The following is a 15,262-nucleotide window of genomic DNA, read 5'->3' as shown; positions in this document are numbered from 1 at the left end:
CCCCTCCGCCGCGCATTGCATCCCTGCCCGCCCGGATGTTTCATCCGGAGCCCCGATGCCCTATGAGCCGCCATGCCCTTTTACATCGAGACCCCCGCCCTGCTTCAGGCCCTCGCCGAGCGGGGCTATGCCGAACCCACCGCGGTGCAGAGCGCCGTGCTGGAACCCGAGGCCGAGGCGCGCGACCTGCTGGTCTCGGCGCAGACCGGCTCCGGCAAGACCGTCGCCTACGGCCTCGCCTTCGCCGCCACGATCCTGGACGACGACCACCTGCCCCCGGCCGCCGCCCCGCTGGCGCTGGTGATCGCCCCCACCCGCGAGCTTGCCCTGCAAGTCCATGCCGAGCTGTCCTGGCTCTACGCCCATGCCGGAGTCCGCGTCGTCGCCTGTGTCGGCGGGATGGACCCGCGGCGCGAGCAGCGCGCGCTCGCCGCCGGCTGCCACATCGTCGTCGGCACGCCGGGCCGCCTGCAGGACCATCTGAACCGCCGCGCGCTCGACCTGTCGGCGCTGCGCGTCGCGGTGCTCGACGAGGCGGACGAGATGCTCGATCTCGGCTTCCGCGAGGAGCTGGACGCCATTCTCGGCGCCGCCCCGGCCGAGCGCCGCACCCTGCTCTTCTCCGCCACCATCGCGCGCGAGATCGCCGCCCTCGCCCGGCAATACCAGCGCGATGCCCTGCGGATCGACACCCAGCAGCGCAACCAGCCGCATGCCGACATCGAATATCGCGGCATCCGCATCGCCGTCGACGAGATCGAGCACGGGCTGGTGAACCTGCTGCGCTTCCACGATCGCGGCCCCTGCCTCGTCTTCTGCGCCACGCGCGAGGCGGTGCGCCGGCTGTTCGGAAGCCTGCAGGAGCGCGGTTTCGCCGCCGTCGCCCTGTCCGGCGAGCTGAGCCAGACCGAGCGCAACGCCGCCCTGCAATCCCTGCGCGATGGCCGCGCCCGGGTCTGCATCGCGACCGACGTCGCCGCCCGCGGGCTCGATTTGCCGAATCTCGACCTCGTCATCCATGCCGACCTGCCGACCGACAAGGCGACCCTGCTGCATCGCAGCGGCCGCACCGGCCGCGCCGGGCGCAAGGGGCTGTGCCTGCTGCTGGTGCCCTCGCCGCGGCGGCGGCGGGCGGAGGCGCTGCTGGCCTCGGCCGGCATCAAGGCGATCTGGGACGACCCGCCCTCGGCCGAGGCGATCCGCGCCGGCGACCAGGCCCGCCTGCTCGCCGACCCGCTGCTCACCGAAGCCCCGCTGGACGACGACATCGCCCTCGCCGGCGAATTGCTCGCCGCCCACGCGCCGCAGGCCGTGGCGGCGGCGCTGATCCGGCTCTACCGCGCCCGCCTGCCGGCGCCGGAGGACATCACCGTGCAGCCGGCGGAAGCCCCGCGCCCCGCCCGCGCCCGGTTCGGCAACGATCCCGATGGGCAGGAGCGGGATGGGCGGGACATGGTCTGGTTCCGCGCCGCGATCGGCCGCCAGGGCCGCGCCGACCCGAAATGGCTGCTGCCCCTGCTCTGCCGGATCGGCGGGCTGACCCGGCGCGATATCGGCGCGATCCGGATCTTCGATCGCGAAACCAAGTTCGAGATCGCGGCCGACTGCGCGGGCACCTTCGCCGCCGCCCTCGATGCCGGCGCCAGCCCCGACCTTGCGATCGAGCCGGCCGACGCCGCCCCCGCGACGCAGCCCGGCCGCCCGCCGGCGCGGCCCGGCTTCCGCCCCGCCGGAAGGGGCGGCTTCAAGCCGGGCGCCAAACCGCGCGCCAGACCCGACACAAGACCCGACGCCGACGCCGATGGCGCGCAAGCCAAAAAACCGTGGGACAAGCCAAGGGACAAGCCAAGGGAGAAGGTGGCAGGCAAGGTGGCCGGCAAGGCAGCGTTCAAGGCCGGAGCGAAACCGCATGCCAACCCGTATGCCAAACCGCATGCCAAACCGGGCGCGAAACCCGGTGCGAAACCGGGCGCGAAGCCGCGAGCGAAACCGGACGCCTGAATCGGACGCCTGACCTGCACGCCTGAAGCGGCGGCCGGCGCCGCTCAGGCCTCGTAGTCGACCACCCCGGTCAGCCGCAGCGCCACCTCCCGCGCCGGCGGCAATTCCGCCCGCCCGGCGGTCCAGCGCCACCCGTCCTCGGGCGCGTACCAGCCCGCCGCCAGCGCCGTGCTGCGCAGCATGTCCTCGCCGTCGAGCAGCAGCCGGTCGATCGCGATGCCGAGCGGGCGCTGGTCGGCGGTGTCGAGCGCGAAACCCCGCCGCGACGCCAGCCAGACCGGCCCGTCCGCCTCCGCCAGCCGGAACCGGTACCACGGCCCGTCGATCTCGGGCTCGATCCGCCCCCGCCCGGTGAGCAGGTGGATGTCCGGCTCCCGCGTCCACGATGCCGCCGCGCGCGAGAAGCCGCGCGCCTCCGCCTGCCCGCGATAGGTGGCGCCGCGCATGTAGTCGTGCCGCGCCGTCATGTTGTAGCGCGGATAATCGAAGATGTTCAGCAGCGAGAGATGGCGGTGCCTCACCCTGGTGCTGATCCCGGTGCGGTAGCCGAGCGCGCGCAGATTGTCGTGCAGGTCCGAATCACTGGCATGGCCGGCCCGCAGGATCGCCTCCCGGCGCAGCACCAGCAGCCGGCCGGGCGGGTTGTGCGGCGCGAACACCAGCTGCTCCGGCGTGTCCGGCCGATGGTCCCGCCGGCCCGGATCGCCGTAATAGATCATGTCGCCGACCTCCTGCGGCGGCCGGTCCGGCTCCAGCCGCAGCGCCTGCACGGGATCGACGAAATCCCCGGTATCGACGCTGGAGCCGAGCATCGCCAGCCCCGGATCTTCGCGCATCAGCCAGGTCATGTGGCCGAGCCAGCACTCGAAGGCGCCGGGCAGGATCACGGTGTCTGCCTCGACGAAGCCGAACAGCTCGTCCTCCGGCGTCAGCCGCTTCGCGATCTCGCCGATCACGCCGCCGATCTCGTTGGTCTCCAGCCAAACGACCTCGCGCAGCAGGCCGCGCCGCTCGAAGCCGCGCACCACCTCGCGCACCAGCATGTCATCGGAAGCGGAATCGATCAGCGTCACCGCCGCCGCACTCCGGGTCAGCCGGTAGAAACTGTCCAGACAGGCCCACAGATAGAGAGGACGATTGCGGGACGATACGAAAACCTTATACATTGAATGTGACCATTTTTGACAAATTGATTGTTTTGAAAACAGAGACGCATTTTGAAAACCACGCTGCCTGTCTACAGGCCCGTCCTGCCGCCGGTCGAGTCCCTCCTGCCCTATCTCGCCGGGCTCGACGCCAGCCGGATCTACACCAATCGCGGGACGCTGAACGAACAGCTTGAATCGCGGCTCGCCCTGCTGCTGGCCGGCCGGGCGGAGACGCTGGTCACCGCCGCCTCCGGCACCGCGGCGCTGCAAGCGGCGATCCTCGCCCATGCCGGCCGCCCGCGCGGCGGCCGCACCCTCGCGCTGATCCCCGGCTACACCTTCGTGGCAACCGCCTTCGCCGCCCTGGCCGCCGGCTACGAACCGCTGTTCTGCGACCTCGCGCCGGCGAGCTGGCGGCTGCGGCCGGACGACCTGCCGCCCGGCCTGCACACCGAGCACCTCGGCCTGGTGCTGCCGGTGGCCCCCTTCGGCGAAATGCCCCTGCAGGACGACTGGTCCGCCTTCCAGGCGCGCACCGGCATCCCGGTGGTGATCGACGCCGCCGCCTCCTTCGAGGCGGCGCTGGCCGCCCCCGGTGCGGCGGTGGGCGCGGTGCCGGTCGCGCTGAGCTTCCACGCCACCAAATCCTTCAGCACCGGCGAGGGCGGCGCCGTGCTCTGGGCCGACCGCGAGGGGCTGGTCCGCGCCGCACAGGCGATGAATTTCGGCATGATCTACACGCGCGAGAGCCGCACCGCCGGGTTCAACGGCAAGCTCAGCGAATACCACGCCGCGATCGGCCTCGCCTGGCTCGACGGGCTCGACCGGCGGATCGCCGCGCGCCGCCGCGTCGCCGCCGACTACCGCGCCGCCGCCGCCGCCCATGGCCTGGCCGACAGGCTGATCCTGCCGCCGGAGATCGCCTCCTGCTACGCGCTGTTCCGGGCGGACACCCGCGCCGAGGCGGACGCGGTGGCGGCCGCGCTCGCCGCCGCCGGGATCGAGACCCGGCGGTGGTATGGTCTCGGCGTGCAGGCCGAATCGTATTTCCGCGCCCACGGCGCAGCACCCCTGCCCGAGACCGAGCGCCTCGCCGCGCGGATCCTCGGCCTGCCGATCGCCGAGGATATCGGCGCGGCGGACATCGCGCGCATCCTGCGCGCCCTCGCCACGGGAGACGCCCATGAGTAACCCGGTCATCCTCTACGGCGCCACCGGCCACGCCGCCGCCGTCCGCGAGGAGGTCGAGCAGATCCTCGCCGACCGCGACCTGCGCGTCATCGCCTATATCGACGACAATCCCGAAACCCGGCCCGCCACGCTCGGCGGCCTGCCGGTGATCGATTTCGAGACCTGGCAGCGCTCGTTTCGCGACGTGCCGGTGAACGTGACCATCGGCACCCCGGCGCATCGCCGCCGCCTGGTCGCCCGGATCGAGGCGGCGGGCGGGCGGTTCGCCTGGCTGATCGGCGCATGGCCCTCCCTCGCCCGCGACCTCGTCGCCGGCGAGGGCAGCTTCATCGGCGGCGGCTGCTATGTCGGCCCCGGCGTGCGGATCGGCCGGCACGTCCAGATCCAGCCGCTGAGCTGCATCGGCCACGAGACCACGATCGGCGACTACACCACCATCTGCTCCGCGCGCATCGCCGGCTGGGTCGAGATCGGCAGCGACGTCTTCATCGGCATCGGCACCAGCATCGTGCATGGCAACGCGGCACGTCCGCTGCGGATCGGCGACGGCGCCTTCATCGCCGCCGGCTCGGTGATCACGAGGCCGGTGCCGCCCGGCGCGCGGGTAATGGGCAACCCCGCCCGCCCGCTGCGCGAACTGGCCCGCCGCAACGGCGGCTAATTCAAATCGCCGCAGCAGCGGCTGATGCGAAACAACCGCAACGGCGGCTAACCCAAATCGCCGCGGCGGCGGCTGATGCCAGACAAACCGCGCCCCCGCGGTTGACTTCCCCTCCCGGTGGCATATCTCCCGCCCGTCTCGCCATCGCAACGTTCCGGCGACGACCTGAGCGTAACCGCCACCCGGACCCGAAAGCAGCCCCAATGTCCTCCAAGACCGTCACCGAAATCCTCGCCGCCAATGCCGACTATGCCGCCAGCTTCGGCGCGAAGGCCGACCTGCCGATGCCCCCGGCGCGCCACTTCGCCATCCTCACCTGCATGGACGCGCGGCTCGACCCCGCCCGCTATGCCGGCCTCGCCGAGGGCGACGCGCATGTCATCCGCAATGCCGGCGGCCGCGCGACCGACGATGCCATCCGCTCCCTCGTCATCTCGCACAAGCTGCTCGGCACCACCGAATGGTTCGTGATCCACCACACCAATTGCGGCATGGAAACCTTCACCGACCAGCGCATGGCCGAGCTGCTGGACGACAATCTGAACACCGCCAGCCTCGACATGACGACGCTGACCTGGTCCAACCCGCAGCATGGCGGCGGCTGCGCCGATGGCCATTTCATCAAGTGGCTCTCGATCCGCAACCAGGAGGAAAGCGTGGTGCAGGATGTCCGGCACATCCGCGCGCATCCGCTGGTCCCGGCCAACATCGCCATCCACGGCTATATTTTCGACGTCCGCACCGGCCGCCTCAACGAGGTCGCCGCCGCCACCGCGCTCGGCCGTCCCGCCTGATCCACACAGCCTGATCCACACCAGACCCCGCCGCCATACCGGGCGGCGGGACCTCCCTCGCCTTTTATATTCCGCTCTGCGGAATATTTTTCCGCAAACTTGACAGAAAACCCCGCCCCAGCCTAAGCCCGGCCCATGCCGTCCGTCCGCCAGGGCGCCGCGCCATGAGACCGCGCAGCCCACGCCCCGCACACGCAGCCGATTCCTTGGCCAATCCCTTGGCCGATTCCGGGCCCGGCCCCGCACAGGACCGCGATTTCGTCGTCGCCCTCGCCCGCGGGCTCGACATCCTCCGCGCCTTCCGCCGCGAGGGCGAGGCCCTCGGCAATGGCGAGCTCGCCGCCCGCACCGGGCTCAGCAAATCCACCATCTCCCGCCTCACCTACACGCTGCACCGGCTCGGCTACCTCTCCCACCACGCCGACACCGCGCGCTACCGCCTCGCCCCGCCGGTGCTCTCGCTCGGCTATTCCTGCCTCGCCGGCCTCAAGCTGCGCGATCTCGCCCGCCCGTTCATGCAGGCGCTGGCCGATCACTCCGGCATGCCGGTGGCGATGGCCAGCCGGGACCGGATGTCGATGGTCTATATCGAGCGCTGCAAGGGCACCGACGCGGTGACGCTGGCGATCGAGGTCGGCGCGCATATCCGCCTCGCCACCAGCGCGCTCGGCCGCGCCTGCATCGCCGCCCACGCGCCCGAAGCCCGCGCCCGCCTGCTCGACGAGATCCGCGCGCATGAGGGCGCCGCCTGGCCTGCGATCCGCCCCGGCATCGAGGCTGCAATAGCGCAGCACGCGGCGCTCGGCTACTGCACCTCGTATGGCGACTGGAAACCCGGCGTCAACGCCGTCGCCATCCCCTTCATCCCGCGCGACGGCACGCCGATCATGGCCTTCAACTGCGGCGGCCCCGCCCAGTCCCTCACCCCAGCGCGGATCGAGGCGGACATCGCCCCCCGCCTGATCGACCTCGTCCGCCGCGTCGCCGCGGTTTCCCCCTGACAGAAGAGAGCGCCATGGCCCTGGATTCCGAAACCCTCGCCCAGTTCCTCGACACGCTGGACCGCTTCGTGAAGGCGCGGCTGATCCCCGCCGAAGACCGCGTCGCCGACGAGGACGACATCCCCGCCGAACTGGTCGCCGAAATCCGCGAGATGGGCCTGTTCGGCATGTCGATCCCCGAGGCCCATGGCGGGCTCGGCCTGTCGATGGCGGAGGAGGTGCAGGCCGCCTTCATCCTCGGCCAGGCCTCGCCCGCCTTCCGCTCGCTGGTCGGCACCAATAACGGCATCGGCGCGCAGGGCATCATCATCGACGGCACCGAGGCGCAGAAGGCGCACTACCTGCCGAAGCTCGCCAGCGGCGAGATGATCGCCTCCTTCGCCCTCACCGAGCCGGATGCCGGCTCGGATGCCGGCAGCCTGCGCACCACCGCCCGGCGCGACGGCGGCGATTTCATCCTCAACGGCACCAAGCGCTACATCACCAACGCCCCGCGCGCGGATCTCTTCACCGTCTTCGCCCGCACCAACACAGCGGTGAAAGGCGCATCCGGCGTCAGCGCCTTCCTGGTCGAGGCCGGCTCCAGCGGCCTCTCGCTCGGCCGGCCGGACCGCAAGATGGGCCAGAAGGGATCGCTCACCTCCGACGTGATCCTGGAGGATGTGCGGGTGCCCGAATCCGCCATCATCGGCGGTCCGGCGCGGGAGAACCAGGGCTTCAAGACCGCGATGAAAGTGCTCGACCGCGGGCGCCTGCACATCTCGGCGGTCTGCGTCGGCGCCGCCGAGCGGCTGATCCGCGACAGCCTCGCCTTCGCCCTCGACCGCCGGCAGTTCGGCGAGCCGATCGCCGAGAAGCAGCTCATCCAGGCGATGCTGGCGGACAGCCGGGCCGAGGCCTTCGCCGCCCGCTGCATGATCGAGGAGACGGCGCGCCGCAAGGATGCCGGCCGCAACGTCTCCACCGAGGCGGCCTGCTGCAAGATGTATGCGAGCGAGATGGTCGGCCGCGTCGCCGACCGCGCGGTGCAGATCCATGGCGGCGCCGGCTACATGCAGGAATACGCGGTCGAGCGGTTCTACCGCGATGTCAGGCTGTTCCGCATCTACGAGGGGACGACGCAGATCCAGCAGCTGCTGATCGCCCGCAACATGATCCGCGAAATGACCGGCGCCGCCTGATCCGCCCCACCTGATCCGCTCCACCTGGTCCGCCCCACCTGCTCCTCAGCATGGGGCACACCTGATCCGCGGCGTTCGCCACACCTGATCCGCGGCATTCGCCGCTGCACCTGATCCGCGGCATTCGCCGCCACACCTGATCAGCGGCATTCGCCGCTGCACCTGATCCGCGGCATTCGCCGCTGGGCCGCAGAATCGCTTGCCGTCGCCCCCCGCGCCGTGTCAGTCTTGCTGCAAATGCCGGAGAAGATCAGCAGCTTCGAGAAATCCCCCTCCCGCGCCGACGACCGTTCCTGGGCCGTGATCGCGACCATCGGGAGGGTGGTGCGGGTGGCGGACATCCACCCGAGCCACACGAGCGCCGAGGCGGACCGCGCCTGGCGCGAACAGCAGGTCCGCGCCTATCTCGGCTTCCTCCAGCGCTGCGAGCAGCCGGTGCCGCGCTACACGATCCGGGCGATGACCCGCGCCCAGCTGCCGCGCGGCTGGCGCCCGCTCCCCGCCCTCGGCTTCCTCAACGGGCGCATGTTCTGATCCCCTACCCCGCTCGCGGACCGGCGCAATGCCGCGCTCCGCCCGGGATCGCCAGCCCGAAACAGGCCGGAAAAAAGCGGGGAGCGGAGCGAAACAGGAGCAAAAACATTGCCCACCCCGGGGCAAGTATGTTCCTGTTCCGTTCATGGATGTCGCACTACGTTTCCGGATCCTGATCGACGTGCTGTGCGGTGCTGTGGCGCGCCGGGCCGCCGCCGGCGCCTTTGGTGCGGATGGCGGCCCGCTCGGCGCCCTGCTCTGGACCCGGCTGCAACGCTATGCGCGGCATTTCGCCCGCCTCTGCGCCGCTCCTGCGCCGCCGCCGCGCCCCCGTCGCCACCCGCGCCCGCAGCATGGCGACAATACGGGGCATAGTGACGAGACGGTTCAAAAAAAGAACGGCTGCAAGCCCATCCTGCCGCGCCGCCCCGCCTGGCTGCTGGCGCCGGTCCCCGAGGCCGCCGCCGCCGCCGGCCTGCTCCGCGCCTTGCTCGCCGATCCCGCATTGCAGCGCCGCATCGGCGAGGAACCCCGCCTTGGCCGCATCCTCCGCCCGCTCTGCCGCAGCCTCGGCCTGAAGCTCCCGGCGATGCTCCGCCTCGCGCCGCGCGCAAGGCGCACCCCCCGCCCCAAACCCGAACCCGTCCTGCCGCCCAGCACGGACGAATCAGTCGCAAAACTCCCGCGCCGCTTCCGCCCGCCCGCCTGGCTGCGCCGGCGCGAGCGGCTGCGCGACCCGCCGCAGGGCAAGAGCATCATCCGATCAGATGGAATCATCTGATCGGATAAAGATGACCTGATAAACGACAAGATAGAGCAGATCATCCGCGACCACCCTACCCGATTAGGTAACTGCGCCTGACCGGACGCTTGCCCATATCCGCCGTATGGCGCGCCGGCAGGACGAGGGCGGAGCAGGCAAACGGGAGCGGACGCGGCGCGCGGCCATGACGGCGCATGGCTGACCAGCCGGTAGCAGACCGGCCGGGATCAGACAGGCCGGGATCAGACAGGCCGGGATCAGACCGGCCGGGATCAGACCGGCCGGGATCAGACAGGCCGGGATCAGACCGGCCGATGGCTGACCCGCCGCCGGAGGAGCGCGCCGGCCTCATCGCCCTGGCGCTGGCCGCCGCCGCCGGTCTCGCGATCTGCGCCGCGCTGGCGCTGCCCTTTCTCGGCGCGCTGACCTGGGCGCTGGTGCTCGCCATCCTGTTCGCCCCGTTGCAGGCGCGGGTCGAACGGCGCATCCCCCATCGCGGCCTCGCCGCCGGGCTGACCGTGCTGGTGGCGATCCTCGTCGTCGGCGCGCCGGCGACGCTGGTGGTCGAGCGGCTGGCCCATGGCGCGATCGCCGGCGCCGCCTTCATCCAGGCCCGGCTCGCGGCCGAGGGCCCGCTCCGCTTGCCCGCCCTCGCCTGGCTGCCGGCGGAGCTCGATCTCTCCGGCCTGCTCGGCCGGCTGGTGGCGATGCTCGGCAATGCCGGCGCCGCCCTGCTGCGCGGCTCGGTGGCGCAGGTGATCGAGATCGTCCTCGCCTTCTACATCCTGTTCTACGCGCTGCGCGACCGCGCCGCCGCAATCGCTTCGCTGCGCCGGACCCTCCCGCTCGATGCGGCGGAGGTCGAGAGCCTCCTCGCCCGCATCGGCGGCACCGTGCAGGCGATCGTCTACGGCACCGTCATGGTCGCGGCGCTGCAAGGCACGCTGGCCGGGCTGATGTTCTGGGCGCTCGGCCTCGGCGCGCCGCTGTTCTGGGGCATCGTGATGAGCCTGCTCGCCATCGTCCCGGTGCTCGGCACCTTCGTCGTCTGGATTCCCGAAGCCGCCTATCTCGCCCTCGAAGGCCAGGAGACGAAGGCGCTGATCCTCGCCTTGTGGGGCGCGCTCATCGTCGGCGAGATCGACAACGTGGTGCGGCCGATCCTGGTCGGCGACCGGCTGCGGCTGCCCACCGTGCCGGTCTTCATCGCCATCATCGGCGGCCTCATCGTCTTCGGCCCGCCCGGCTTCATCCTCGGCCCCCTGGCCATGACCCTCACCCTCCTCGCCCTCGACCTGCTGCGCCGCCGCCGCGGCGGGCCCGCGCCATGACGCCGCACCTCGCCGGTCTCTGGCTCGGCTTCGGTCTCTGCGCCGCGCTGGTGGGGCTGGCCGGCCCGGCGCTGTCGCGCAACGGCGAGATTATCTCCGCGCGGACCAATCTCTCCGGCGGCTGGATCGGCCTCATCCTCGTCGCCTCGATCACCTCGCTGCCGGAGCTGAGCACCGGCATCAGCGCCGTCAGCCTCGCCGATGCGCCGGATACCGCGGTGGGCGACGTCTTCGGCAGCTGCATCTTCAATCTCGCCATCCTGATCGTGCTCGATTTCATGCTGCGCGAGGAAAGCGTCTATCGCCGGGTGCGGCAGGGCCACATCCTGTCATCCGCCTTCGGCATCCTGCTGATCGGCTTCGCCGGCCTCACCCTCGCGCTGCATGGCGAGGGGCTCGCAGTTTCCCTCTTCGGCATCGGCGGCTCGACGCCGATCATCTTCCTGCTCTACGGGCTCGGGGCGCGGGCGATCTTCATCTATGAACAGCAGGATCAGGCACTGCACCCGCCGATGGCGCGCGAGGCCGGCATTCCGCTCGCCGAGGCCCTGCGCGCCTATGCCGGGGCCGCGGCGCTGGTGGTCGCGGCGGGCAGCGCGCTGCCCTTCGTCGCGGTCGCCCTCGCCGGGGCGATGGGCTGGCAGCAGACCTTCGTCGGCACGCTGCTCGTCGCCGCCGTCACCTCGCTGCCCGAACTCGTGGTCAGCATCGTCGCGGCGCGGATCGGCGCCGTCGATCTCGCGATGGCGAACATCCTTGGCAGCAACATGTTCAACATGCTGGTCCTCGGGATCGACGACCTGTTCTACCGCCACGGCCCGATCCTCGATCACGCATCGCCGATCCACGTGGTCTCTGCCATGTCGTGCGTGGTGATGTCGGGCCTGCTGATCGCCGGCCTGCTCTACCGGCCGCAGAACCGGCTGTTCCGCACCGTCGGCTGGATCAGCTTCGGCCTGTTCGCCATGTATCTGCTCAACGCCTACGTGCTGTTCCTCTATGGCGCGCGCTGACCCCACCACGCCGCCGCCCGCCTGGCACGCACGCGACGCGGCTGCGGTGATCGCAGCCCTCGGCGGCGATGCGGCCCGCGGGCTCGACGATGCCGAGGCCGCCGCCCGGCTGCGCCGCCACGGGCCGAACGCGATCGAGGCCGCGAAGCCGCAAAGCCGGCTCGCCCTGCTGCTTGCCCAGTTCACCGATGTCATGGTCCTGCTGCTGATCGGCGCGGCGGCGCTCTCCGCCCTGATCGGCGCGCTGGAGGACACGGCGGTAATCCTCGCCATCGTCATCCTCGATGCCGTGGTCGGCTTCATCCAGGCCGCCCGCGCGCAGGACGCGGTGGCCGGGCTGCGCCGCCTCGCCGCCCCGGTCGCGACGGTCCGGCGGCAGGGCCGGACGATCACGCTGCCGGCGGCGTCCCTCGTACCCGGCGATCTCGTGCTGCTCGAAGCCGGCAACACGGTCCCTGCGGATCTGCGGCTGCTGGAGGCGCCAGGCCTGCACACCGGCGAGGCCGCGCTGACCGGCGAATCGGCCCCGGTGCTGAAACAGGTCGCCCCGATGGCAGCAGGGACGACGCTGCCCGAGCGAAGCTGCATGGCCTACAAGGGCACCTCGGTGCTCGGCGGCCGCGCGACCGGCATCGTGACCGCGACCGGCATGGGCACCGAACTCGGCCGGATCGCCACCCTCATCGGCGGCGCCGCCCCCGGCCCCACTCCGCTGCAACGCCAGCTCGCCCGGTTCGGCCGGCAGATCGCCGCCGCCGCACTCGCGGTCTGCGTCCTGATCCTCGCCACCGGGCTGCTGCGCGGCGAGGCGCCGCTGCCGATGCTGCTGACCGCGCTCAGCCTCGCGGTGGCGGCGATCCCCGAGGCGCTGCCCGCCATCGTCACCGTGCTGCTGGCCGGCGGTGCGGCGCGGATGGCGCGGGCGCAGGCGCTGATCCGCCGCCTCCCCGCGGTCGAGACGCTCGGCGCCGTCACCACCATCTGCGCCGACAAGACCGGCACGCTGACCCTCAACCGGATGCGCATGACGCGAGCCTGGCGCCCGCCCGGCGATGCGGATGCGACGGCGCTGCTCCGCGCGCTGGTCTTGTGCAACGACGCCACCGCCGATGCCGCCGGCACGAAGCAGGGCGACCCGACCGAAACCGCTTTCCTGGACGCAGCCAGCGCGGCAGGGCTCGATCCGGCCGCCGAGCGCGCCCGCCACGCGCGCTGCGCCGAACTGCCCTTCACCGCCGCGCGGCGGCGCATGACCACGCTGCACCGCGACGAGGACGGCGCGCTGGTCAGCTACACCAAGGGCGCGCCCGAGGCGGTGATTCCGCTTTGCACCGAAATGACCGGCCCGGCCGGTGCGGTGCCGGCCGATCCCGCCTCCCTCATGCGCGCCGCCGCCGCCATGGCGGCCGATGGAATGCGGGTGCTGGCCGTCGCCCGCAGGCGTCACAAGCCGGGGACAGCGGTAGCGATGGCGGCTTCAGAGATGGAAGGCGGGCTCGAATGTCTCGGCCTCGCCGGGCTGATCGACCCGCCGCGCCCCGAGGCCGCCGCGTCCGTCGCCACCTGCATCGCGGCGGGCATCCGCCCGGTGATGATCACCGGCGACCACCCGCTCACGGCCGCCGCCATCGCCCGCTCGATCGGCATCCTCGATGCTGCCGCCGGCGAGACAGCGGTGATGACCGGTGCCGCGCTGCAGGCGCTCGACGAGGGGGAACTGCGGCGGCGGGTGCGGGAGGTCGCGGTGTTCGCCCGGGTCGATCCGGCGCAGAAGATCCGCATCGTCACCGCGCTGCAGGACAATGGCGAGGTGGTGGCGATGACCGGCGACGGGGTGAACGACGCACCGGCGCTGGCACAGGCGGATATCGGCGTGGCGATGGGACGCGGCGGCACCGATGTCGCCCGCGAGGCCGCGAGCCTCGTGCTGCTCGACGATAATTTCGCGACCATCGTCGCCGCCGTGCGCGAAGGCCGGCGGATCTACGACAACATCCGCAAGTTCGTGCGCTTCGTCATCGCCTGCAACGCGGCGGAGATCCTGACGATCTTCCTCGCCCCCTTCTTCGGCCTGCCGATGCCGCTGCGGCCGATCCAGATTCTCTGGATCAACCTCGTGACCGACGGGCTGCCCGGCCTCGCCCTCACCACCGAACCGGCCGCGCCCGACATCATGGCCCGCCCGCCGCTTCCGCCACGCCAGCGTCTGCTCGCCGGCTTCATGGCCATCGAGGTACTGTGGAGCGCATTGCTGATGGCGGCGATCACGCTGCTGACCGAGGCCGTCGCCCGCCGGATGCAGGATGCACACTGGCAGACGATGGTCTTCGCCGTGCTGACCTTCGTGCAGCTCTGGCAGCTGATGGCGGTTCGCGCCGCGCACGCAAGACCGTTCCATGCCGATCTCGGCGCGAACCCGCCGCTGCTGGGCACCGTGCTTCTCACCGTCGCCTTGCAGATCGCGGTGATCTACACGCCCGGGATCAACCGCGCCTTCGGCGCGTCACCGCTCAGCCCCGGCGAACTCGCGGTAACGATCGCCGCCTCCAGCGTGATCTACATCGCCCTCGAACTGGCCAAATGGGCGCGCCGCACCACCGGGCGGACCACCCCTTGACCTGAGGGCCACCTCTTGACCTTAGAGCAACGTGCCGTATTCCGTTGGCGTCCGAAAACGAAAATTGTGCCCGCGCCCCTTTCAAGGCCGCAAGAATACTCATTTCAGATCCGTTCGCGCGGGCGGGAGGAACGCTGATGATCACGCTTGAACGAGGGCTGCCGACCCCGATCCCCGCCATCCACCCGCTGCCGGAATACCTGGCCGCTGGCGAGCGGAAGGCGTTCTACACCGCGATGAAGACCGCGCTGCAGGTGCCCTGGATGGGGGTGGTGACGATGGCCTACGCCCATTACCCGCATTTCTTCCGCCATTTGTGGCGGGGGCTCGAGCCGATCGTGACCAGCACCGCCTTCGTCGGCGAATGCCGCGACCTGCGCGCGCTGGCCGAGCGGGAGGCCGCACGCCTCGCACCGGCCGGGCTGCGCGGGACGCTGGACAAAGTCGGCTACGCGCCGGCGGAAATCGCCTCCATCCGCGACATGATCGAGATCTTTTCCCACGGCAACTACCCTTATCTGCTGATCGCGACACTGGTGCGGCTGCTGCTCGAAGGCGGCGCGCTGGCGCCGGATGTCGCGGTCGACGCGGCCCCCTTCACCGGCCGCCACGCGCCGGATGTCGCCTGTCCGTTCGTGCTGATGGAGGCGCATCATGCCGATCCGGCGACGAGGGCCGTTTATGAGGATGTGAAGGCGACGCTCGGCCTGCCCTTCGTCAACACCGACTACCGGGCGCTGGCGCGCTGGCCGAGCTATTTCGCCGCCGCCTGGGGCGGGATCAGGACGCTGGTCGCGACACCCGGATATGACGCGGCGTGTCGCAACGTGCATGACGCCGCACTGGCGCAGATCCGTCATCGCGTGCCCAATCCGGCGGGGCTTGACGCCGAGGGGTTGCGCGCGGCAGCGCTACGTGATGCGCCGATCGACGAGGTGCTGGCGATGGCGCGGCTGTTCCAGTTTCTGCTGCCCGGGCTTGTTCTGAACATCGCCCTGTTCGACCTGCAACTGCGATAGGCCGCCCC

The 15,262-nt window shown here is 71.2% G+C and carries 13 protein-coding genes; 12 read left to right on the top strand and 1 reads right to left on the bottom strand.

The features are described 5' to 3' along the window. Positions 1-72: 72 nt before the first annotated feature. Positions 73-2,001, top strand: a complete 1,929-nt coding sequence (locus tag HUW10_RS14455) for a DEAD/DEAH box helicase (RefSeq protein ID WP_174504134.1) — start codon at positions 73-75, stop codon at positions 1,999-2,001. A 44-nt stretch (positions 2,002-2,045) separates the two neighbouring features. Here the strand turns inward: HUW10_RS14455 and HUW10_RS14450 are convergent, their stop codons facing one another. After that, positions 2,046-3,167, bottom strand: a complete 1,122-nt coding sequence (locus HUW10_RS14450) for a glycosyltransferase family A protein (protein WP_174504133.1) — start codon at positions 3,165-3,167, stop codon at positions 2,046-2,048. A 51-nt stretch (positions 3,168-3,218) separates the two neighbouring features. Between HUW10_RS14450 and HUW10_RS14445 the strand changes: the two genes are divergently transcribed. From HUW10_RS14445 to HUW10_RS14395, 11 genes are all read left to right on the top strand, one after another. After that, positions 3,219-4,340, top strand: coding sequence for a DegT/DnrJ/EryC1/StrS family aminotransferase (locus tag HUW10_RS14445; RefSeq protein WP_174504132.1), 1,122 nt, complete (start codon positions 3,219-3,221; stop codon positions 4,338-4,340). Beyond that, positions 4,333-5,001: a DapH/DapD/GlmU-related protein gene (locus tag HUW10_RS18550; RefSeq protein ID WP_174504131.1), complete on the top strand. Its 669-nt coding sequence runs from the start codon at positions 4,333-4,335 to the stop codon at positions 4,999-5,001. The genes HUW10_RS14445 and HUW10_RS18550 overlap by 8 nt, the downstream gene beginning before the upstream one ends. 203 nt (positions 5,002-5,204) lie before the next feature. Further along, positions 5,205-5,795 carry a carbonic anhydrase gene (locus HUW10_RS14435; protein WP_174504130.1) on the top strand — a complete coding sequence of 197 codons (591 nt, stop codon included), beginning with the start codon at positions 5,205-5,207 and terminating at the stop codon, positions 5,793-5,795. A 218-nt stretch (positions 5,796-6,013) separates the two neighbouring features. Next, positions 6,014-6,796, top strand: a complete 783-nt coding sequence (locus tag HUW10_RS14430; RefSeq protein WP_236656408.1) for an IclR family transcriptional regulator — start codon at positions 6,014-6,016, stop codon at positions 6,794-6,796. A 14-nt stretch (positions 6,797-6,810) separates the two neighbouring features. Next, positions 6,811-7,977 (top strand): acyl-CoA dehydrogenase family protein, encoded by a 1,167-nt coding sequence (locus HUW10_RS14425; RefSeq protein ID WP_174504128.1) that lies wholly within the window; start codon positions 6,811-6,813, stop codon positions 7,975-7,977. A 237-nt stretch (positions 7,978-8,214) separates the two neighbouring features. Next, positions 8,215-8,511, top strand: a complete 297-nt coding sequence (locus HUW10_RS14420) for a hypothetical protein (RefSeq protein ID WP_174504127.1) — start codon at positions 8,215-8,217, stop codon at positions 8,509-8,511. Positions 8,512-8,656: 145 nt separating this feature from the next. Beyond that, positions 8,657-9,292, top strand: a complete 636-nt coding sequence (locus HUW10_RS14415) for a hypothetical protein (protein ID WP_236656407.1) — start codon at positions 8,657-8,659, stop codon at positions 9,290-9,292. Positions 9,293-9,588: 296 nt separating this feature from the next. After that, positions 9,589-10,605, top strand: a complete 1,017-nt coding sequence (locus tag HUW10_RS14410; RefSeq protein WP_174504126.1) for an AI-2E family transporter — start codon at positions 9,589-9,591, stop codon at positions 10,603-10,605. Further along, positions 10,602-11,618 carry a sodium:calcium antiporter gene (locus HUW10_RS14405; protein WP_174504125.1) on the top strand — a complete coding sequence of 339 codons (1,017 nt, stop codon included), beginning with the start codon at positions 10,602-10,604 and terminating at the stop codon, positions 11,616-11,618. The genes HUW10_RS14410 and HUW10_RS14405 overlap by 4 nt, the downstream gene beginning before the upstream one ends. Next, positions 11,605-14,235, top strand: a complete 2,631-nt coding sequence (locus tag HUW10_RS14400; protein WP_174504124.1) for an HAD-IC family P-type ATPase — start codon at positions 11,605-11,607, stop codon at positions 14,233-14,235. The genes HUW10_RS14405 and HUW10_RS14400 overlap by 14 nt, the downstream gene beginning before the upstream one ends. A 137-nt stretch (positions 14,236-14,372) precedes the next feature. Next, complete coding sequence (locus tag HUW10_RS14395; RefSeq protein ID WP_174504123.1) at positions 14,373-15,254, top strand: hypothetical protein; 882 nt, start codon at positions 14,373-14,375, stop codon at positions 15,252-15,254. Positions 15,255-15,262: the final 8 nt, after the last annotated feature.

This window comes from Acidiphilium sp. C61, from assembly GCF_905116885.1.
In the GTDB taxonomy this organism is placed as follows: Bacteria; Pseudomonadota; Alphaproteobacteria; order Acetobacterales; family Acetobacteraceae; genus Acidiphilium.
The sequence above is the reverse complement of the archived record's forward strand: the minus strand, read 5'-3'. Positions and strand labels throughout refer to the sequence as shown.